This window comes from Stenotrophomonas sp. 05L413 (assembly GCF_056397945.1).
The window spans coordinates 106,332-127,356 of the sequence record NZ_JBFTOL010000007.1; the positions used below are offsets into that span (position 1 = coordinate 106,332).

Here is a 21,025-nt window from a genome sequence, read left to right on the forward strand (position 1 = left end):
GATGGCGCGTATTGTCGCGCCGCAACATTAAAAAGTAGAGCTAAACTTACTTAACCATCTTTAGCAGAACTTAAGATCATGCGCATCGACCATGCCCAGCTCCGCGCCCTGGCGGCGGTGATCCGCGAAGGCAGCTTCGACCGTGCCGCGCAGTCGCTCAATGTCACCGCCTCGGCAGTCTCCCAGCGGGTCAAGGCGCTGGAGGACCGGGTCGGCCGCCTGCTGGTCAAACGCTCTTCGCCGGCGGTGGCCACCTCCGAAGGCCAGGTGCTGGTGCAGCTGGCCGAGCAGACCGCCCTGCTCGAGCACGATGCCCTGCACCGGATGGGCATCGCCGATGAGGACCTGCCCCACGCCAGCATTCCGGTGGCGGTCAACCACGACAGCCTGGAAACCTGGTTCCCCGAGGCTGCCCTGCAGTTCGCGCGGCAGACCGGCACCACGCTGGACCTGCGCTCGGAAGACCAGGATCACACCGTGGCCCTGCTCCGGCAAGGGGCTGTGCTGGGCGCGGTGACCACGCTGGATGAGCCCGTGCAGGGTTGCCAGATCCATGCGCTGGGCAGCATCCGCTACGCCGCCACCTGCACCCCGGCCTTCCATGAGCAGCACTTCGCCAAGGGCGTCAACGCGCAGTCGCTGGCCCAGGCCCCGGTGCTGGTGTTCAACCGCAAGGACGACATGCAGGCCCGGTTCGCCCGCCGCCTGGCCGGCAACGACCTGCCGCTGACCGCGCCGACCTGGTGGATCCCCTCCACCCGCGCATTCGTCCAGGCCAACCTCGGTGGGCTGGGCTGGACCATGAACCCGCTGCCGCTGGTCAAACGCCACCTGGAGGCTGGCCGGCTGGTGCACATGAAACAGCGCGCCTGGGAAGACGTGCCGCTGTACTGGCAGCACTGGAAGGGCGATGTGCAGACGATGGCGCTGCTGACCCGGGCGGTGCTGGCGGCCTCGGCGACGCTGGTGCGCAAGAAGCGGTAAGCCCCGACCGGTAGAGCCGCCCTACACGACCTGACGACCCGCCCCGTTGCAGCATCGGCGCGTTCCAGCCGCGGGCACGTCGATGGACACCGATCCGGTCTACCTGCATATCCGCGTGGTGCTCAGCATCATCCTCGGCCTGAGCATCACCACCCTGCTGCGCGGGCTGGCGGGGATCATCGAGCACCCCCAGCGCCGCGGCTGGTCGTGGATCCACCTGTGCTGGGTGGTCTGGGCGCTGATCTCGGTGGTGACCTTCTGGTGGTGGGAATTCCGCCTGGGGGAGGTCCGGCAGTGGACCTTCGAGTTGTATCTGTTCGTGATCGCCTACTGCGCCGCCTGGTACCTGCTCTGCGTCCTGCTGTTTCCGGACGATGTGCGCGAGTTCGGCAGCTATGAAAACTACCTGCTGCAGCGGCGCGGTGGCTTCTTCGGGATGCTGGCGCTGGTCACGCTGCTGGATCTGGTCGATACCGCCATCAAGGGTCACAGCCGCTGGCAGATGCTCGGCGATGCCTACTGGGTCCACACGGTGGTGATGCTGGCCATTGCCGGGCTGGGCATCGCCCTGCGCCAACGCCGCGCCCACCTGGCCCTGGCCCTGATAGCGCTGGCCTATCAAGCCAGCTATTTCCTCCTTGAATACTTCACCTTGGCCAGCGACTGACCCGGCCTGGCACACCCACCGGATGCTGCGTTGCACCAAATCCGTACCGGAAAGGGCTAAAATTGCAGTCAAGGTACCGCTGTGACGCCCGTCTTCACGGGCGTTCCCGGCAGCGGCGGCATCCTTCCCATGTCTCCCTACCTGAGATCCCCATGAAAAAACTAGCGAAGGTCGTCCTCGGCCTGTTCGTGGTGTTGCTGTTGGCAGCGGCACTGTTCCTGTACTGGCCGCTGCATCAGCGTTCGGTCCCGGCTGCCGGCAACGACAAGCCGGTCGACGTCGTCCTGGTCGGCGGCGGCATCATGAGCATCACGCTCGCCACGTTCCTGCAGGAGCTGCAGCCAGACTGGAACATCCAGGTCTATGAGCGCCTGGACGGGGTTGCGCTGGAAAGCTCGGACGGCTGGAACAATGCCGGTACCGGTCATTCCGCGTTCGCCGAGCTGAACTACACCCCGGAACTTCCCGACGGCAGCATCGAGACCAAGCGTGCGGTCGGCATCGCCGAGCAGTTCGAGATCTCGCGCCAGTTCTGGTCGCACCAGATCCGCGAAGGCCGCCTGAGCCAGCCCAGCGATTTCATCAACCCGACCCCGCACATGAGCTTCGTCTGGGGTGATGAGAACATCGCCTACCTGCACAAGCGTCAGCAGGCGCTGGTCAAGAACCCGCTGTTCTACGGCATGCAGTACTCCGAGGATCCCGCGCAGATCACGCAGTGGGCGCCGCTGTTGATGGAAGGCCGCGACCCGAAGCAGAAGGTCGCCGCCACCTGGATGCCGCTGGGCACCGACGTCAACTTTGGCGTGATCACCCGCCAGCTGACCGCGGGCCTGGAACGCAGCCCGAACTTCAAACTGCACCTCAACCATGAAGTGCGCGCGCTGCGCCAGAACGATGACAAGAGCTGGAACGTGACCGTCAAGGACCTGAAGTCCGACAACGAGACCACGGTCAAGTCGCGTTTCGTGTTCATCGGTGCCGGTGGTGCCGCGCTCAAGCTGCTGCAGCTGTCGGGCATTCCGGAATCGAAGAACTACGCCGGCTTCCCGGTCGGTGGCCAGTTCCTGGCCTTCCAGGACCCGGCGATCGCCAACCGGCATTCGGTCAAAGCCTACGGCATGGCCGAAACCGGCTCGCCGCCGATGTCGGTGCCGCATCTGGATGCGCGCAAGCTGGATGGCAAGCCGGTGGTGCTGTTCGGGCCGTTCGCGCTGTACAGCACCAAGTTCCTCAAGCACGGCTCGTGGTTCGACCTGTATTCCTCGGTCAACCACAACAACGTAGCCGGCATGATGGACGTGGGCCTGGAGAATCTGGACCTGGTGAAGTACCTGATGGGCCAGGCACGTCTGAACGATGACGACCGCCAGGCCGAACTGGTCAAGTACTTCCCCCACGCCAAGCGCGAGGACTGGAAGCTGGTCACCGCCGGCCAGCGCGTGCAGATCATCAAGAAGGACCCGGAAAAGGGCGCGATCCTGCAGTTCGGTACCGAGATCGTGACCGACCAGGACCACACCCTGGCCGCCCTGCTCGGCGCCTCGCCGGGTGCCTCGACCTCGCCGCCGATCATGCTGGACCTGCTCAAGAAAGCCTTCCCCGAGCAGATGGCGGCCGGCTGGGAAGCGCGCCTGAAGCAGATCGTCCCGTCGTACGGCCGCAAGCTCAACGACAGCCCGGCGCTGACCAATGAGATCCGCCGCCTGACCAGCGAGACCCTGAAGCTGCCGTACCTGGAGGTGCCGGTCGAGACCAGCCCGGCGGTGATGCTGACCCCGCCGCCGGCCGCCAAGCCGGCCGAGGCCAAGCGCAACGCCAACGAAGAACTGCAGGCGCTGTAAGCCTGCACCGGCGGGGCCTTCGCGCCTCCGCCACGGTTTCCCTCCGGCCACCCTTGCGGTGGCCGGTTGCGTTCTGGGGGCTGGACAATCTGAATGTTCAGTATTTGTAAAGCGAATGCGAACGCTTTACATTTGCACCCCGCCGGGCTTGGGGCCCGGCCACACCCCCATATCATCACGAGACCCGCATGTACGCCTGCGCTGCTTCGCTTCGCCTTCCCCGCCGTGCCCCGCTGGGCCTGGCCCTGCTTTCCGTGCTGGTGCTGACCGCCCCGCAGGCCTTCGCCGATGCGCCGGCAGACGCCAGCAGCAATGCCGATGCCAAGACGCTGGACAAGGTCAGTGTGGTCGGTGCGCGGGCCGCGCCGTCGAGCACCACGCGGCTACCGATCAGCCTGCAGGAAACCCCACAGTCGGCGACCTCGATCGGCCTTCAGCGCCTGCAGGACGAATCGCTGTTCAGCATCAACGACGTCATGCGCAACGTCACCGGCGTGAGCGTCTCGTTCTACGACACCCAGCGCCCGCTGTATTACGCGCGCGGTTTTCCCATCACCGATTTCCAGGTCGATGGCATCCCCACCTACAGTGGCTCGACCAACCAGGAATATGACACCGCGTTCTACGATCGGGTCGAAGTGATCCGCGGCGCCAACGGCCTGCTCAGCGGCGCCGGTGTGCCATCGGCGACGGTCAACCTGCTGCGCAAGCGCCCGGGCAAGGAGTTCGATGCCTCCTTCTCGGTCAGCGCCGGCAGCTGGGACTACCAGCGCATGGAAGCCGACGTGACCGCGCCGTTGACCGCGGACGGCCGTTTCCGCAGCCGCGTGGTTGCCGCCTACACCGACCGCGATCTGTATTACGACCGCTACCACGAGAACAAGATGGCCGGCATGGCCGTGCTGGAAGGTGACCTGACCGACAGCACCACGCTGACCGTGGGCTACCAGACCCAGGACAACAATCCGGTCGGCTCGACCTGGGGCACCGTGCCGTTCTTCAACAGCCAGGGCGACTTCGCCCATCTGCCGCGCTCGACCAACGTCGCGCCGAAGTGGAGCTACTGGCAGCGCGAGACCAGCACCGCCTTCGCCAACCTGGAGCAGCGCTTCGGTGAGAACTGGCTGCTGAAGATCAACACCGCCTACACCCAGGGTAACGTGCAGAACGTGCGCGTGTACGGCAGTGGCTACCCGGATCCGGCCACCGGTGCGGGCATCTTCCTGCGCACCGCCGCCGGCGATTCCGAAGACACCCGCCGCAACGTGGATGCCTACCTGAGCGGCACGTTCTCCCTGTTCGGCCGCGAGCACGACCTGACCGTGGGGGGGCAGTGGGCGGATCTGGAAGGCACCACCAACACCATCGCGCTGCGCTATCCCACCGACTGGGCACGTTGCGGGACCGAGCGCTGCTATTACATCCCGGATATCCGCACGTGGGATGGCGACATCTCCGAGGTGACCTACGCGCGCACCGGCGCACGCCGCGTCGCCAAGACCACCCAGAGCGGCGTCTACGTGGCCACCCGCCTGCGCCTGGCCGATCCGCTGGCCTTGATTGCCGGCGCGCGCCTGAGCCGCTGGGAAACGCTGTCCCGTTCCTACAACGCGGCCGGCGCATACACCGGCACCAGCGGCGCCTACAAAGTGACGGATGAAGTCACGCCCTATGTGGGACTGGTATACGACATCACCCCGCAGGTGGCGGCATATGCCAGCTACACCGAAATCTTCAACCCGCAGAACTTCAAGGACCGCAACGAAAACCTGCTGGCGCCGGTGGAAGGTTCGAATCTGGAAGCGGGCATCAAGTCGCAGTGGTTCGACGGCCGCCTGACCGCCAATGCCGCGGTGTTCGAGGCCAAGCAGGACAACTACGCGGTGCTCGACACGAGCGTGCCGGAGCGCTCGCTCAGCGACGGCAGTTCTGCCTATATCGGCATCAACGGGACCAAGTCACGCGGCTGGGAAGTGGACGTCAACGGCGAGATCCTGCCGGGCTGGACCGTCAATGCCGGCTTCACCCACGTCAAGGTGACCCGTGCCGCCACCGATCTGCTGTACGCCAACCCGGCCGAAGATCTGCTGCAGCTCAACACCCAGGTGCGGCTGCGCGGTGCACTGGAGCGCCTGAGCGTGGGTGCCGGCGTGCAGTGGCAGAGCAAGGTGCAGGGCTACAACGTCCCCTATCCGCTCGGCGGCACGGTGACGGTGAACCAGCCTGCGTATGCGCTGGTGCAGTTCAACGCCAACTACCGCATCAGCGACAGCTGGACGGCGACGTTGAGCGTGCGCAATGCGCTGGACAAGACCTATTGGGCCAACCTGGATTACAACAACTACGGCGAGCCGCGCTTTGTCGCATTGAGCCTGCGCTGGAAGTACTGAGGCCTGACGACATCGCTGTGTTGAACGAACGGGTCGCCTTCGGGCGGCCTGTTCTGTTTTGTGCAACCCACCGTATACCGGTAGTGCCGGCCGCTGGCCGGCTCCTCGAAGACGGCCGACGACCAGCCGGTATGCCGCACCAGCAGTTCGGCCAGCAACGGCGTCGCGCCACCGAAGAACGCCGTGGCCATGGTGACGCCCAGTGCCAGCCCGCTGAGGCGCCCTTCGCCGGGGAACTGCTCGGCCGTGGCAGGGGCCGCCACCGCACTCACCCCACCGGCCAGACACGCCAGCACCACCGCCGCCAGCCCGATCGCCACGGTGCTGCCCCCGGCCATCACCGAGAACATGGTCAACGGCAGCAGCGCCGACAGCCCGGCCAACGCGATCAACACCGGGCGACGCCCGATCCGGTCGGACAGCGCACCGGCCAGTGGTGTCACCACGATCACTGCCACCGCCGCGACCGTGGACAGCCACAACGCCTCCGACTCACTCACCTGCCCCACCGAACCGAGGAACGCGGGCACATAGGTAATGCCGACGTAATAAGTGATCGAGCCCAGTGCGGAGATCGCAAACGTGCGCGCAATCGCGGGCTTGTGGTGCCGCCAGGTATCGCGGATCGGCGACGTCGGCACGGTACCCTCGGCTTGCTGCCGCTCGAACTCGGGCGACTCGTGCATGGTCGAGCGCGCCAGCAGGATCGCACCGGCCAGCGCCGCCCCGACGAAAAACGGAATCCGCCAGCCCCAGCCATCCAGCTGCGCCGTGCTCAGCAGCGCGACGGTCAGCGCTGACAACGCCACCGCCAGCAGGGCCCCCACTTCGCTCGCGGCCGACGCCAATGAGGTCACCAGCCCGCGCCTGCGCACGGGTGCGGTTTCCAGCAGATAGGCGACCACGCCCGTGTACTCGCCGCCCACCGAGAACGCCATCAGGCAGCGCAGCAGCAACAGCAGCACACCGGCAGCGGCGCCGATGCTCTCGAAGGTGGGCAGCAGCGCGGTGGCGAGCATCGCCACGGTCATCAGCAACATCGAGGCCAGCAGCATGTAGCGCCGCCCGAAACGGTCGCCGAGATGGCCGAAGACCAGTGCACCCAGGGGCCGCATCAGATACGACACCGCAAACCCGGCCAGGGTAGCCAGCAGCGCGTTCTCGCCGCCGCCGAAGAACACGCGCGACAGCACCGTGGCCAGATACAGGTAAAGGGTGAAGTCGTACCACTCCACCACCGTGGAGAGACCGGCGATGATCATCGAGCGCGTCTGCGGGCGCGCAGTGGGCGCGGTGGCGGCCATGCTCAAGCCTGCACCCTGAAAACACGCAGGCCTTCGCGGCGCGGCAGTGGACGAGATCGCATCGAGGGACTCCCGGCCGCCTGGGCCGCGTCTGGACGGCGACAGCCTACGCCAGTCGATCTGCACGCCGCGTCACAGCAGAGCGGTCGTGTCGCAACACGCCCTGCCTGCGCTCAGGCCACGGCCGCCGGCCGCACCGCACCCCGCCGATAGCTCAGCAGGCGGCCGTTGCCCGGCGCATTGCCTTCATCCTCGAACAGCCCCAGCTCCTCGGTCACATCGAAGCCCTGCAGGGCCATGCCACGCGAGAACGACCCCACGTTGCCGCGGCCGGGATCGGTGATCAGCAGTTCGGCATCGGGCTTGGCGTGCCGCAGCATCATCGCCGCGATCTGATGGGCATGCCCCCGTTCGTAGAGGATGTCGCTGCCGATGATCAGATCGAAGCGCCCCAGCGAACCGTCAGGGACCTCCCAAGGCAGGTCACGGTAGGTCACCGCGGGCAGGTCGTTGAGGCCGGCGTTGTAGGCCAGGAAGGATTCGGCCAGTGGATGGTGGTCGGTCGCCACGACATCCGCGCCGCGATGGGCCAGCACCAGGCTGGACAGGCCCAGCCCGCAGCCCAGCTCCAGGATCCGCTTACCGGTCACATCGAAGTGGCTCATGGTATCGGCCAGCGCGCGGCCGGCCGGCCAGATCTGACCGAACAGGCTCCACAGCGAGGAGTGGATGCCGGCCCGCTGGGCGCGTCCGGTGGGATCGGAAAACTGCTGCAGATCGCTGAGCGCGCGGATACGGAAGTCGTGACCGCCGACCGGGATGGTGAGAATGCGGGTGGTATAGCCCGGCATGAGCGCTCCGTGGGACACGGGAGCCTTCATTCCGCTGGCGGCATGAAGGACTCTGAGAAAGGAGCGAAGGCGATCAGGTGTCGATCGCGCAGGACGCGCGTACGTGCGTGTGGACCCATCCTACGCCATGGGCGAGGACCTGGCTGAACGCCTCGGGGATGCCTTGCGTGCGTTCGGCGCGGCCTTGCACCCGGCAGGCGCGGCGCCGTAGCGCACCTGGCACACCGGGCAGAAAAACGTCCGCCGCCGGGTCGTGCCCGGGTAGGTCTTGCTGAGGGGGCCGCCGCAGTGGGGGCAGGTCCGTTTGGTGTGGACCAGCCAGTGCTGGCGCAGCACGAACTGCTGCTTCCAGTCCAGGAAATCGAAGCTGTACTGTCGCGCCTGTTTGATGATCTCGCCCAGCTTGCGCGGTGGCAGCGCGCCGACCGTGGATTCGGGATGCACACGCGTGCGGAACAGCACCTCGTTCTTGATGATGTTGCCCACGCCGGCAAAGATATCCTGGTCCAGCAGCGCGTCGCAGATCAACGTTTCCGGCTGCTGCTTGAGCTTCCTGCGCGCCAGCCCGGGATCCCAGGCCGGGTTCATCACATCCCCGCGCCAGTCGTAGGTGTCCTCCAGCGCGCCTTCGATGTACTTCACCGACGAGGCATAGATGTTGAGCTCGCCGTTGTCGAACTGCAGCGACACCCGCGGTGGCGACGGCTTGCGCTCATCAATGCGGTAGCTGCCGAACATCAGCATGTGCACGCGCAGGCTGAAGCCACGGAACTCGATCAGGAAGTGCTTGCCCCAGCTGCGCAGCGCCACCACCCGCCGCCCTTCCATGCGGGTCAGGTCCAACGAACTGTTGCCGGTGGCCAGGCGCACGGTCTTGCCGCGGAACTTGGCGGCGGCCTCACGCAGGATGACGATGGAGGGACCTTCAGGCATGTCCGGGCTCCTGGAGGGTAGCGCCGCTCAGGATGTCCTGCAGCCGGGACGCATTGGCGATGGCGAACCCATGGGCGGTGTTGTCGAAGATCACCCAGCGCGCACCTGCTGTCCGCGCAGTAACCGTCCTGGCCAACTCCCGCAGTGCTGCGTCGTCATAGTCGCTGTAGTACATGCGTGGCGCGCCATGCCATCGCCAGTAGCGCCATCCGGCGTCACCGCCCGGCTGGGCGGCCTCGGGAACTCGCGCAGGGTCCGCGCCGACACGCCCGATCGCATGCCGCTGCAGCATCGCGTCGGCCTGCGGTGTGAACCAGGTGGTGTGGCGTGGCTCGCAGACCACGCGCACATCGGTGCGACGCCGCAGCATGCCGAAGAAGCCGGCCGCCACCCGCGCATCGAAGGCATGGCTCGGCGGCAGCTGCAGCAGCAGCCCGCCCAGCGTGCGGCCCAGGCCGGCCGTCTCCTCAAGGAAGCGCTCCAGCGCCGGACCGCAACCGCGCAGCGCTGCCTCATGCGAGATGGCCTTGGGCAGCTTCACCGAGAACCGGAACGTGGCCGGCACGCTCGCCGCCCAGCGTTCATACGTGCGCTGCTGGTGCGGCCGATAGAAAGAGGAGTTGATCTCAACCACCGGGAACCGCGTTGCGTACCGCGCGAGCATGCTCTCGCCCGCGCCGGTCAATGCGGCGTAACGGCTGGGAATCGACCAGCCTGCGCATCCGATCTTGATCGACGAGGCAGGCATCGTTTACAGGCGGATCTCGCCGTCGTCCTCGCCCGACCAGTAGTGGATGCGGGTCGCCTTGACCTGTATCAGCACGATGCCGGGCGTATCCACGCCCTGCTTGAACCAGCGTTCCAGATCCGGGACCCAATGCGCCTGCAGGGTCGCGCGGTCGCGGCTGAGCGTGGCATGGCCTTCCACGGCCACGAACAACGGCGGCTTGCCCAGCAGCGATTTGCTGCCGGTGAAGGACAGCGCCACTTTCGGGTCGCGTTCGATCTCGGCCACCATGTCGGCACTGTCGAAAGCGAAGAAGTAGCTGTCGCCGTCGTAGTCCACGTCACCGTTGTTGCTCATCGGCCGGCCGGCGATCTCGCCGCTGGCGGTGTGGGTCTGCAGCATCGCGAAATCGATGCCGGCCATCTTCTTGGCCAGTTCGGGCAGGGTCAGAGTGGTCATGGAATCTCCGCAGGTCAGGGCTCGTGCGCCCAGCCTCCGCGCTGCCCGGTGACCGAGGCGTGCACAGCCACTGGCGGAAATTTCACATGAGGTGATCCTCATCGGGCACGCATCCGCACACCATCAGCGCGATCGCAGCGTGATCAGGGTGATCTCGGACGGCACGCCGATACGCGCCGCGAAGCCCGGCCACAACCCGGCACCGTTGCTGACATACAAGGTCATGCCATTCACCTCATAGCGCCCGGAGACAAAGCCGCCATTGGCGCGCTTGACCAGCTGGTCCATGCCGAGGATGTGGCCGCCGTGAGTGTGGCCGGAGAGCTGCAGCGCGACGCCCTTCGCGGCATTCGCGCGTGCCTCCACCGGACGATGGTCGAGCAGGATCACCGGCGCCTGCGGGTCCGCGCCGGCCAGTGTGGCGGTCAGGTCCGGCATTGGCAGGCCGTAGCGCGCGGCCACCGGATCGGTGACACCGGCGATGGTCAGCGTCGCACCGTCACGCTGGACCTGCGTGTGGGTGTTCTCCAGCACCTGCATGCCCTGCCCGCGAAAGGCCTGCATCCACTCGGCGTACTGCGCGTAATACTCATGATTGCCGGTGATCGCGATGACGCCATCGGGCGCGTGCAGACTGGCCAGAGGCGCGAAATCGTTGGCGCGGGCGCTGACGCTGCCGTCGATCAGATCCCCGGTGATCACCACCAGATCCGGATGCAGGGCATTGCTTTCGGTGACCACTTTCTCCACCCAGGCACCGGTGAGCAGGCGGCTGGCGTGGATGTCGGTGAGCTGCAGCACGCGGTAGCCGTCGAACGCGGCCGGCAGCCCGTCGATGGCGACCTCGATCTGCCGCGGCTTGGGGACCGCCATGCCCTGCCAGATGCCGTAGGCGGACAGCAGCAGCGCCAACGTGCTCGCTGCAGGGCGCAGCCACGCCGCGCGCAGCATCGGCAGCACGCGCTGCGCCCGGACCAGGCGCGCGATGAGCAGCAGCGCATCCAGCACCAGCACGAACACCGCACTGATCAGCAGCGTGGTGAAGCCGGTCGCGAGCACCGCGATCATCGCCGTGGGAATCTCGGGCGAGGCCATGGTCCCGGCGAACTGGGCCACGATCCGGTGGTGCAGCGCCAGTGCGACCACGAGCAGGCCCAGTACGATCCGCACCGGACGCGACAGCCGCAGCGGCCAGATCACGCGCCACACCAGATACAACGCGAGCAAACAGCCGATCACACTCAGCACAGGCACATCCTGGAAACGTGGGGGGACAAACCCTGCCATCGTTCCTGATTCAGGCCGCGCATTCCAGTGCAGGCGTTCGGGATGATTCAGGCAACGGCAGGCCGGCGGGGGCAGTGTCGGCCGCGCCGATGGGTGTGGGAAACTGTCGTCCGTTGTACCCGCCGTCGATACGCTGCACCTGCACGCTGTCCGATCCTGCGGGTGCACGCCGGCACTCCCAGGACAAGGACTACAAGGATGGCGTCACTGCGCGGCCCGTTGCTGGGCATTCTCTTCTTCAGCGGTGCGTCCGCTGCCGCTGCCCCGCCTACCGAAGCGGTCTATTTCATCAGCCAACAGGTCAGCGCGGCCGACAGCGCGGCCCCCGCGCTGCGCAAACGCATGTTGACCGGTTTGACCCTGGCGCCCGGCCACGGTCTTCGCACGCGCCTGCTGTGGTCCGCGCCGACCGGCAGCGGCGTCGGCCGCAGCACGCTGGCGCTGGATCCGGATACGCCCGATGCGCAGGCGCTGCTCGAGGTCATGGCCGCCGGCATCGACATGCATCTGGACGACCAGGGCCGTGTCACCGAGGTGCGTTCACTGGCGCCACAGGCATGGCAGGCACTCACTGCCCGTCAGCCCTACCTGGCGCAGGTGCTGACCTCGTCGGAGCAGGCGCTCGGCCTGCGCCCCCGGCGTCTGCCCGCGGCGCTTACGGTGGGCCAGCACCTCGTGCAGCACGATGCCACGCAGGGTCTGGGCGCGATCGTGTGGCGCATGCAGGTCCGTGCGGTGACCGCCGATGCCGTGGTGCTGGACACCACCGTGGAGGGCGACACCTTGCGCGGCAGCGGCCGCCAGGCATTGCGCCGTGCCGACGGCATGCCGTTGGAAGCGCGCTTCGAATTCCACGTGGCCGCCGGCAAGAACGGCACGCAGGCCACCACGCACCGTATGCACCTGGCGAACCTTGCCGAGATCGCCACGCCGGACGTGCTCTCGGATGAGGACGGCGCGTCGGCGCATGACGCCACCGATGAGGCGCTGCGGCGCCCTCCCTTCTCTGCTCCATCGCGCGATCCGGCAGATTACGTCGTCGATTCGCAGGAAGATGGCACGCTGGAGCCCTGGATGCTCGATGCGGCCGCACTGCCTCGCATCGAGAAGAGCCTGCTGTTCGGTCTCAGGCCTGATGCCCGCACATCGCGCCCTCTGCTCCGCCTGGGAGGTGAGATGCGCGCCGCGCGTGACATCTCCGGCAACACCCCCACCGCACCACCCCTGGTGGTCTCCGCGCGGATGCGCGAGGTTGAACTGCTCGACCATGCCGGTCGTGCGCTTCCCCACTTGCGGGCGGTCCCGGTGCCACACCTTTGGATGCTGATGGAGAGCTACCAGATCGGCGAAAGCGACCTGGCGTTTCCACTGCGGCTGCCGCTGGATACGCGCGCGGCGCAACTGGAGGCACTCGACAGCCTCCGGGCGACGGTCGATGTGGAGACCTACCAGTGGGACGGCAGTGAGGCACTTGCCCAAGGGCAATCGTCGCAGCGCAGTCCCCAGGCGCGGATCGCCTGGACCTCGCCCCAACGCGTCACCGTGTTGCAGGACCTCCCGCCGCCCGCACAGACCCGCGGTGTCTGGACGACAGCCGTACCGGTGGACGCGGCCGGCCGCCCGATCGCTGCCGCAACGCAGATGGCCGGACGCGCCGCCGGCACTGGCACGCGGGAAGTCCGCGAGCGACCGCTGAGCTGGGAGCAGGATCGCCTGCCGCTACGGCTTGAGATCGCTACGGCGCAGCCGATCGCCGCGCTGAAGCTGCGGCATTACCGTTGGGAGACCATGTCACGCCAGTGGGTGTTCCAGAACGCAAGCACGCTGAGCGGCGCCGCGCCGCACTGACACCCCACGTTTGTGGTCTGCTGAAGCGCAGGCCTTTTCCGCAGCCTGGCCAGGGAGGATCCGTCAGGCCCCCGCATTGCTCTGCGCGGCCGTCAGAGGACGGATGACCGCACCTAATGCAATGTTATATTATTTCTTTTTAACCACACGCCCGGAAAGGCACGACCCGATGAGAACCAAGGCAATGGTGTCCGCCGTATTGGCGACCCTGTGCGCAGGCGAAGCGCGCGCACAGTCCGGCGATGCTGCGATCACCGTGGGCAGCGTGCACGTGCGCGAAGGCTCGCACCGCCCCTTGGCCGCCAGCCGTGTGCTGACCTCGGTGGATGTGATGGGCGGCGACCAGGTACACGAGAAGAACGTGTCCAACAGCTGGGAGCTGCTCGGCCAGATGCCGGGCATGCAGCTCACCGAAACCCGCCAGGGCGCGGAATCCGGCAAGGCCACCTTCCGCGCGTTCAATGGCGAGGGCTACCTCAACGGCATCAAGATCCTGATCGACGGCATTCCCAGCAACGTCAACAGTGGCAATCAGCGCTTCATCGACATGGTGTTCCCGCTGGACATCGACTACATCGAAGTCGTGCGCGGGACCAACGATCCCCGCTACGGCCTGCACAACATTGGCGGCAACATCAACCTCGGCACCCGCCAGGGTGGCAACTACACCGATGCGCGACTCACCTACGGCAGCTACAACACCCGCGAAGCGCAGGTCGCGATCGGTCGCGAAGCGAACGGTGTCGCCCAGAACTACTTCCTGGCGTCACAGGCCTCCGATGGCTACCGCGACCATGACCGTTCGAAAAAGTACTCGCTCGGCGGCAAGTGGTTCTATAGCGGCGAAGAGGATCTGTTCACCATCGGCCTGATCGCACGCGTGTACCACCACGAGGCGGACGAGCCCGGCTTCATGACGGCTGAAGAGTTGGCCACCGACCGTCGCGGATCGGCGCTCAAGAATGCCAACGATCTCGACGACCGCGACATGCGCCATCTCAGCACCCACCTGGACCTGCAGCTGAGTGACACCGTTCATGTCACCAACAAGCTGTACTACAACCGCTACGAGGACGATCGGCAGGTGACCTTCACCCGTTACGTGCCCGGCAACGCGCCGCGCCAGCGCCGCCAGTGGGACGAGAAACAGACCGGCCTGCTCAGCACGCTGACCTGGGCGGCCACGCCTGCGCTGACGGTCGAAGGCGGTTTCAACGCCGAGCATCAGGACAACACGTATCGCCGCCTGCGCTACAACCACGCGATCCCGACCGACTTCTCGACCCCGGCGCGGATCCAGAACGACGACCGCTATTCTTTGGACAACCTCGGTGCTTACGTGCAGGCCGTGTATCAGCCCACCCCTGCCCTGAAGATCGTGCCTGCCTACCGCGTCGACCGCTTCTCCGGCAGCACCCACCTGCCCGGTGGCATCACCGCCCCGCTGCAGCACTACGGCACGATCGAGCAGCCCAAGCTGAGCGTGGTCTATGCGATCACCCCGGCCCTGAACGTCTATGCCAACTGGGGCAGGACGTTCCAGGTACTGACCGGCTCCACCGCACCGGCCTACCTCACCGCCGGCCAGGCGACCTTCCGGCCCTCGATCAATACCGGCAAGGAGGTAGGCATCAAATTCACCCCGGCGGTCGGCACCGACGCGCGCATCGCGGTGTGGCGCCAGGATGCAACCGACGAGGTCGCCAACATGCCCGCCACCGGCACCTCGGTCGGCCTGGGCCAGACCCGTCGCGAAGGCGTCGACCTGCAGGTCACCACGCGCCTGGGCGACCAGTGGACGCTGTGGGGCTCGCACGCCATCCAGCAGGCCAAGGTGGTCAGCGCCTTCACCACCGACGGTACCGCTCTGGCCGGCAACGAGGTCATCGCCACACCGCGCTACATCAGCAACATCGGCGTGGACTACCGCACCAACGAGCGCTGGACCTTCGGCCTGCAGGGCCGGATGCAGGGTGACTATTACATTGAAGAGCGCAACACGCAGGGCAAGTTCGGCGCCTTCGCGGTGCTCGATGCCAGCGCGTCGTATCAGCTGTCAGAGCGGCTGAGCCTGGACGTGCAGGTGAAGAACCTGACCGGCCGCGACTACGCGTATGCGTGGTACGACAACTTCTTCTGGGGCGGCGATGACCAGCCGATGTTCTCACCCGCACCGGGGCGCGCGGCCTACGTGTCGTTGAACCTGAAGCTGTAGGGCAGCCCGCCCCTCAGATCCAGCGCTGATCCAGCAGTTCGCGCTTGATGTAGGCGTAGAACACGGGCGCCGCGACCAGCCCTGGCAGCCCGAACGCGGCTTCCATCACCAGCATGGCGAGCAGCAGTTCCCACGCACGTGCCTGGATCTCCCCTCCGACGATGCGCGCGTTGAGGAAATACTCCAGCTTGTGGATGACCACCAGGTACAGCAGCGCGACCACGGCCACGTAGAACGACACCGACAGCGCGACGATGGTGATGACCGTGTTGGAGATGATGTTGCCCACCACCGGCAGCAGGCCGGCGAGGAAGGTGATCAGCACCAGCGTCTTGGACAGCGGCAGATGCACACCGAACAGCGGCAGCACCCCGAGCAGGAAGATGGCGGTGAACAGCGTATTGAGCAGGGAGATCTTCACCTGGGCAAACACCACCTGCCGGAACGCCGTGGCCATGCGGCTGGTGCGGCCGATCAGCTCCTGCGCCAATGGCCCCATCTTCGGCAGCGGCAGCTCGTCGTAGAGCGCGATCATCGCACCCAGCACCATGCCGATCAGGATCCGCACGCTGATCTGCACGGCCGACGTGCCGGCGATACCGAGCTGCTGGCGGTGGGTCGCCGCCCAGTCGTTCATCGCCGTGCGCAGCGCCTGCAGGTCTTCCGGGATATAGGGCTGCAGCAGGTCCGGCACCTGGTGGCGGGAGGTGTTGAGGATGTCCATCAGACGCATCAACAGCGCATCCGGCCCACCGGTCTCGTTGCGGAAGAACGAGGCGATGCCGATCGCCGCCAGGGTCAGCGCGCCGATGATCAACGCTGACAGCACGATCACCGAATAGGCCCGTGCGCGCCCGGGCGGCAACTTGCCCTCGACGGTGGAGGCCAGCAGATGGGTCAGGTGGAACACCAGCAGGCCCGACAGCAGGGTCACCACCAGCCCGAGTTTCAAGGTCAGCCACATGCCCAGCAGCATCAGCAACCAGGCCGCGATGCGGGCGGTGGGCGGCTTGGGCAACGCGGGGATCACTATGGACATGCGGGCGCATCCTGACGGGTGGTCCATGGTACTGCCCAGCGCCATCAAGAAACTGCGCAGGCCCACGCGAACGGGTTCAGCTCGCCGCCATCGCGCAGCGTCGGCCCGAGCTCGATGGCTGTCTGCATCGAGCACATTAAGCAGGCCACTTCGGCTGCAGAATCCCCGGCGCCTCGCCCACATTCAACGGTGCAGATGATGCTGTGTGCTATCTCTTCAAGGCGCTGGAGTACGTCATTCAATACGATTCAGCGATCAGAAATGAGACCACCATCTTGGCCCCGGCGCAGGTCACCATGTTAGTGTTTCGAGAAGCAAGCAAGGAGCTGTATCGATGACTGATGGAATCACCACGATGTCGACCATGCACACTTCGCACCATCCGATTGACCGTCTCGCAACGAGACCACATTTGGCACAACGGCAGAACGCCATCCAGCGCTCAATCAAGCCGATGGCACGCCTGAAGATCCCACCTTCGCTGTAATCGCCGCCGCCATCGCGGCCATCTGATCTCTTCATGACTGACGACGGCCGGTTCTTCATGAGCGAGATCGCCGCACGGTTGAGGGGCTGCGAAGTGCCACTCAATCATGGCCACGCGTATGGCTTTGATCTTCTGCACGCGATCATGGATACCTATGTAGGGCGGCACCCCGAACTGGTTTACACGCGTGACAGCGCTGTTGGCGATCTTCTGCTGCCGGCGGTTGCTGGCGTTGTGACCCGGTTGTCGACAGCACGGGAACTCATGGCCTATCCCGGCGTGCTCAGCTGCCAGATGAACGTTGCGATCGGCGATTGCATTCAACCGAAGCGATCGTCCGGATTCTGCGCCGGCTACGTGCAGGTCGAAGGACGGACGTCTGCCGAGGTCCAGGAGCGCATGCAACGGATCCTCGACGGCTTCGTCCTGGATGTTGCCCACACCCCTTCTTGAACGCCATGCAGGAGCAACGAATGAACCACTTGACCGCGCGGATGGCGCTTCTGGGTATCCCCGCCGTGCGCTGGGTCATAGTCAGCTGCCTGTTGGCGAACATCGGCGCTGGCATGGTGCTGCTCACCATGTCGTGGACGGTCGTAAACCAACACGCATCCGTATCCGCACTGGCGGGACTGATGGTCTGCTTCTGGCTGCCCTCCCTACTTCTTGCCCCCGCAATCGGCCTGCTGGTCGACCGGGTGGACAGACGTCACATCGTCATGGCGACGAAGATCCTGCGCGTGGTTGCCCTTGTTGCTGCCGCTGCACTCTACATCAGGCACCCGGGCGTTGCTGCGCTGATGGCTCTGGCGTTCGTGATGGGTTCCTGTTCTGCCCTGTACACACCAGCCCTGCTGGCCATGGTCCGTGAGCTGGTCGACGACAGCAGGCTGCTGCATGCCAATTCCACGGTTGACATCGCATTCGAGGTTGGTTTCATCGTCGGCATGCCTATCAGCGGAGCACTCATGATGGTCGCTTCACCGGCGACGGTGCTGCTGATAACCGCGGGCCTTTTCGCAGCGGCATTTTTTTGCATGCTGTTCGTGCGCAAGGAACACCTGGAGTTCCGCTGCGACCCAACCAGCAAGGGCAGCTACTGGCAAGACACCCGTGACGGCGTCCGCTACCTGCTGGGAGAGCATAGGCTGGTACTGCTGTACAGCATACAGATGCTTGTTTACGTCACTCTGATGACGACAAGCATCCTGCTTGCGCCGTTCGCCAAGGTGGTGCTGGACCTCAGTTCAGGCCAGTTTGGTGCAATCGAAGCGTCGCTGTCGGCAGGTGCCGTGATAGGGGCGTTCGTCCTCCCGGCTGCCGCCACGCGGTGGGGTTATGGTCCTGCGCTGGTGGCCGCGACGCTTGTAATGGCCCTCTCTTTTGCGATCTTTGCCCTGACCAGTTCGTTCTGGAAGGCATTCTTCCTCTACTTTGTGATCGGCACCTGTCTGGCCGCCTGGCCTGTGGTGACGACCGCCGCGCAGCGGCTTACCGAGAAGGGGATGCAGGGGCGTGTACAGACTGCGGCCAACGCGGTCTCCAGCGCTCTCATACTCGTCATGTATGGCCTGGTCGGCGGAGCCGGCGCCCATGTTTCCATCCGCTGGAGCTATGCTTCGGTCGTGATAATCTCAGCGGCGGCATGCGTCATTGCCTACTACGCGTACTTCGTCTGCAAGGAGCCCGTTGCAGACGCACCTGCGTAATGGAATCGATTGGGTGCATGGCTGCTGAGGCTGCGGTGCCACCGGCACCGGGGATGGACACGTTGCCCCGCCGCTTCGACCAACCGGCGCGTCGGGGTGCCAGGCACCGGACTGCCCTCACCTCCGCCTGGGCGAGGCAGTCGAGCCCCGCAGCATCAAACTGAAATCCAGCGTCTGCTGAAGCGGCACATCGACACGTTCGATGATGGCGAGCAGCAGGTTGACCGCGCGGGCACCGATCTCCCGCATCGGTTGCCTGATGGTCGTCAGCGGAGGCGTGAGGTAACGCGACGATGCCAGGTCGTCGAAGCCGACGACGGACAGATCACCCGGCACCCGGATGCCCAGATCCCGGCAGGCCGCCAGGACGCCCAGCGCCATCTGGTCGCTGAAACAGAACACCGCCGTCGGCAAGGGCGCGCGCGCCAACAGCGACATCCCGGCCGCGTGCCCGGATTCGATGGTGAAGTCACCCGGCACGACGCTCAACTGGCGCAGGCGGCCACGCGCCTTGGCAGCGGTCCGGACGCCTTCCAGTCGTTGCTGGTGCAGAGGATTGTCGCGCGGCCCACCGACCACGGCGATCCGCTCGTGCCCCAGCCCGTACAGGTGTTCCATCACGGCGCGCGCGGCGGCCGCGTTGTCGATGTGGACGCTGGGGATGCCCAGCGCGGGATCGAATTCGCATCCGTTGACCACCGGCGCGGCGGCGCCGCGCTGCTGGACGATCTCGCGCGCCGTCGGCGGCAGGCGATGGCCCAGCACGATCAGGCCATCGGCCTCGTTGCGCCGGAGCATCTGTGCGTAGCGCTCCTCGCGCTCGGGCCGGTTCTGGGTATCGCCGAGCAGGACAGCGTAGCCAACGGCCTGCGCCGCGTCCTCCGCGCCCTGCAGGATCTGGGCGAAGAACGGATTGGCGATGTCCGGCACGGTGACCAGGATCTTGCCGCTGCGCTGGGTCTTGAGTGTCCGGGCAACCGTGTTGGGGACATAGCCCAGCGCCGACGCCGCCTGTTCGATGCGCGCGCGCGTGGCCGGCAGGACTTTTTCCGGCCGGGACAGCGCCCGCGACACCGTGCCGGCGGAAACACCGACGTGCTTTGCGATGTCGTAGATGGTGGCCATGGCGTTACCTCTTCCTTCCGCTGTGCAGTGCACAACAGCTCTTTCGAATGCCCCTGCTAGGATAATGCAATCGATTGCATCGAGGGCGAATCCGCTTGAAAACGCTCAAGGGTCCAGCACTGTTCCTGGCGCAGTTCATTGGCGACACACCTCCGTTCGATCGGCTGGACACGCTGGCCGGATGGGCCGCGGGGCTGGGCTATTCTGGCGTACAAGTGCCTACCAGCGCTCCGGCGCTGTTCGATCTGGCCGAAGCTGCGCGCAGCCAGACGTATTGCGACGATGTGACCGGCATGCTGGGCGCACACGGCCTGCAGATCACCGAGCTGTCCACCCACCTGCAGGGGCAGCTGGTTGCCGTCCATCCGGCCTATGACAGCCTGTTCGACGGATTCGCACCACCGGACAAACGCGGTGATCCCGCGGCCCGCCAAGCCTGGGCGGTGGAGCAGCTGCTGCTGGCCGCCAAGGCCAGCCAGCGCCTGGGGCTGACCGCGCACGCCACGTTCTCCGGCGCGCTGGCCTGGCCCTACTTCTATCCCTGGCCGCAACGCCCACCCGGGTTGGTGGATGAAGCGTTCGCCGAACTCGGCCGCCGCTGGCGTCCGATCCTGGATGCGTTCGACACCTGCGGCGTGGATCTGTGTTTCGAGATCCACCCGGGCGAGGACCTGCATGACGGCGCAACGTTCGAGCGCTTTCTCAAGGTGGTGGACCACCATCCCCGCGCGAAGATCCTGTACGACCCCAGTCACCTGCTGCTGCAGCAGATGGACTACCTGGGTTTCATCGACCGCTACCACGATCGCATCGGCATCTTCCACGTCAAGGACGCGGAGTATCACGCCAGCGCGCGCAGTGGCGTGTATGGCGGTTACCAGGACTGGATCGATCGTCCTGGGCGGTTCCGCTCGCTCGGGGACGGCCAGATCGACTTCAAGGCGATCTTCTCGAAATTCGCGCAGTACGACTTTCCCGGCTGGGCTGTGCTGGAGTGGGAGTGCTGCCTGAAGCACCCGGAAGACGGCGCGCGCGAAGGGGCCGCCTTCATCCGCGACCACATCATCCGCGTGACCGGGCGCGCCTTCGACGACTTTGCCGACAGCGGCACCGATCCTGGCTCACTGCGCCGCATGCTGGGGATCTGAGCCATCAC

Annotated in this window: 17 protein-coding genes; 9 read left to right on the plus strand and 8 right to left on the minus strand. The window is 65.9% G+C overall.

Annotated elements, in window-relative coordinates; all coding sequences use genetic code 11:
• Positions 1 to 78: 78 nt before the first annotated feature.
• The 4 genes from AC1DIQ_RS15985 (at position 79) to AC1DIQ_RS16000 (ending at position 5,885) form a co-directional block, all read left to right on the plus strand.
• Complete coding sequence (locus AC1DIQ_RS15985) at positions 79 to 984, plus strand: LysR family transcriptional regulator ArgP (protein WP_478050381.1); 906 nt, start codon at positions 79 to 81, stop codon at positions 982 to 984.
• Positions 985 to 1,066: 82 nt separating this feature from the next.
• Positions 1,067 to 1,651, plus strand: coding sequence for a hypothetical protein (locus AC1DIQ_RS15990; RefSeq protein ID WP_461770490.1), 585 nt, complete (start codon positions 1,067 to 1,069; stop codon positions 1,649 to 1,651).
• A 152-nt stretch (positions 1,652 to 1,803) separates the two neighbouring features.
• Positions 1,804 to 3,495, plus strand: coding sequence for a malate dehydrogenase (quinone) (gene mqo / locus AC1DIQ_RS15995; protein ID WP_121043326.1), 1,692 nt, complete (start codon positions 1,804 to 1,806; stop codon positions 3,493 to 3,495).
• Between the two features lie 188 nt (positions 3,496 to 3,683).
• On the plus strand, positions 3,684 to 5,885 hold the full coding sequence (locus tag AC1DIQ_RS16000; protein ID WP_478050382.1) for a TonB-dependent siderophore receptor: 2,202 nt from the start codon (positions 3,684 to 3,686) through the stop codon (positions 5,883 to 5,885).
• Here the strand turns inward: AC1DIQ_RS16000 and AC1DIQ_RS16005 are convergent.
• The 6 genes from AC1DIQ_RS16005 to AC1DIQ_RS16030 all read right to left on the minus strand — a co-directional run bounded on the left by AC1DIQ_RS16005 (position 5,837) and on the right by AC1DIQ_RS16030 (position 11,407).
• A complete protein-coding gene (locus AC1DIQ_RS16005; RefSeq protein WP_478050383.1) occupies positions 5,837 to 7,189 on the minus strand; it encodes an MFS transporter in 1,353 nt (450 codons plus the stop codon). The genes AC1DIQ_RS16000 and AC1DIQ_RS16005 overlap by 49 nt on opposite strands.
• 173 nt (positions 7,190 to 7,362) lie before the next feature.
• Positions 7,363 to 8,040 (minus strand): class I SAM-dependent methyltransferase, encoded by a 678-nt coding sequence (locus AC1DIQ_RS16010; RefSeq protein WP_121043308.1) that lies wholly within the window; start codon positions 8,038 to 8,040, stop codon positions 7,363 to 7,365.
• Between the two features lie 120 nt (positions 8,041 to 8,160).
• On the minus strand, positions 8,161 to 8,973 hold the full coding sequence (locus AC1DIQ_RS16015; protein WP_478050384.1) for a DNA-formamidopyrimidine glycosylase family protein: 813 nt from the start codon (positions 8,971 to 8,973) through the stop codon (positions 8,161 to 8,163).
• Positions 8,966 to 9,721 (minus strand): DUF72 domain-containing protein, encoded by a 756-nt coding sequence (locus AC1DIQ_RS16020; RefSeq protein WP_478050385.1) that lies wholly within the window; start codon positions 9,719 to 9,721, stop codon positions 8,966 to 8,968. Before AC1DIQ_RS16020 ends, AC1DIQ_RS16015 begins: the two co-directional genes overlap by 8 nt.
• A gap of 3 nt (positions 9,722 to 9,724) precedes the next feature.
• Positions 9,725 to 10,159, minus strand: a complete 435-nt coding sequence (locus AC1DIQ_RS16025) for a pyridoxamine 5'-phosphate oxidase family protein (protein WP_313212045.1) — start codon at positions 10,157 to 10,159, stop codon at positions 9,725 to 9,727.
• A gap of 123 nt (positions 10,160 to 10,282) precedes the next feature.
• Complete coding sequence (locus tag AC1DIQ_RS16030) at positions 10,283 to 11,407, minus strand: metallophosphoesterase (protein ID WP_478050386.1); 1,125 nt, start codon at positions 11,405 to 11,407, stop codon at positions 10,283 to 10,285.
• 237 nt (positions 11,408 to 11,644) lie between these two features.
• Here AC1DIQ_RS16030 and AC1DIQ_RS16035 point away from each other — a divergent pair, with 237 nt between their 5' ends.
• Entirely contained in the window at positions 11,645 to 13,294 is a 1,650-nt protein-coding gene (locus AC1DIQ_RS16035) for a hypothetical protein (RefSeq protein ID WP_478050387.1), read from the plus strand.
• 169 nt (positions 13,295 to 13,463) lie between these two features.
• Positions 13,464 to 15,509 (plus strand): TonB-dependent receptor, encoded by a 2,046-nt coding sequence (locus AC1DIQ_RS16040; RefSeq protein ID WP_478050388.1) that lies wholly within the window; start codon positions 13,464 to 13,466, stop codon positions 15,507 to 15,509.
• A gap of 13 nt (positions 15,510 to 15,522) precedes the next feature.
• Here AC1DIQ_RS16040 and AC1DIQ_RS16045 read toward each other — a convergent pair whose 3' ends face one another.
• Entirely contained in the window at positions 15,523 to 16,548 is a 1,026-nt protein-coding gene (locus AC1DIQ_RS16045) for an AI-2E family transporter (RefSeq protein ID WP_121043289.1), read from the minus strand.
• A gap of 520 nt (positions 16,549 to 17,068) precedes the next feature.
• On the opposite strand from AC1DIQ_RS16045, the gene AC1DIQ_RS16050 reads away from it, so the two are divergent.
• Both AC1DIQ_RS16050 and AC1DIQ_RS16055 read left to right on the plus strand, forming a co-directional pair.
• On the plus strand, positions 17,069 to 17,488 hold the full coding sequence (locus tag AC1DIQ_RS16050) for a hypothetical protein (protein WP_478050389.1): 420 nt from the start codon (positions 17,069 to 17,071) through the stop codon (positions 17,486 to 17,488).
• A gap of 20 nt (positions 17,489 to 17,508) precedes the next feature.
• Positions 17,509 to 18,744, plus strand: coding sequence for an MFS transporter (locus AC1DIQ_RS16055; protein ID WP_478050390.1), 1,236 nt, complete (start codon positions 17,509 to 17,511; stop codon positions 18,742 to 18,744).
• A 117-nt stretch (positions 18,745 to 18,861) separates the two neighbouring features.
• On the opposite strand, the gene AC1DIQ_RS16060 is transcribed toward AC1DIQ_RS16055, so the two are convergent.
• Positions 18,862 to 19,869: a LacI family DNA-binding transcriptional regulator gene (locus AC1DIQ_RS16060; protein WP_478050391.1), complete on the minus strand. Its 1,008-nt coding sequence runs from the start codon at positions 19,867 to 19,869 to the stop codon at positions 18,862 to 18,864.
• Between the two features lie 95 nt (positions 19,870 to 19,964).
• Here AC1DIQ_RS16060 and AC1DIQ_RS16065 point away from each other — a divergent pair, with 95 nt between their 5' ends.
• Positions 19,965 to 21,017: a sugar phosphate isomerase/epimerase family protein gene (locus tag AC1DIQ_RS16065; protein ID WP_152153628.1), complete on the plus strand. Its 1,053-nt coding sequence runs from the start codon at positions 19,965 to 19,967 to the stop codon at positions 21,015 to 21,017.
• The last annotated feature ends 8 nt before the right edge of the window (positions 21,018 to 21,025 follow it).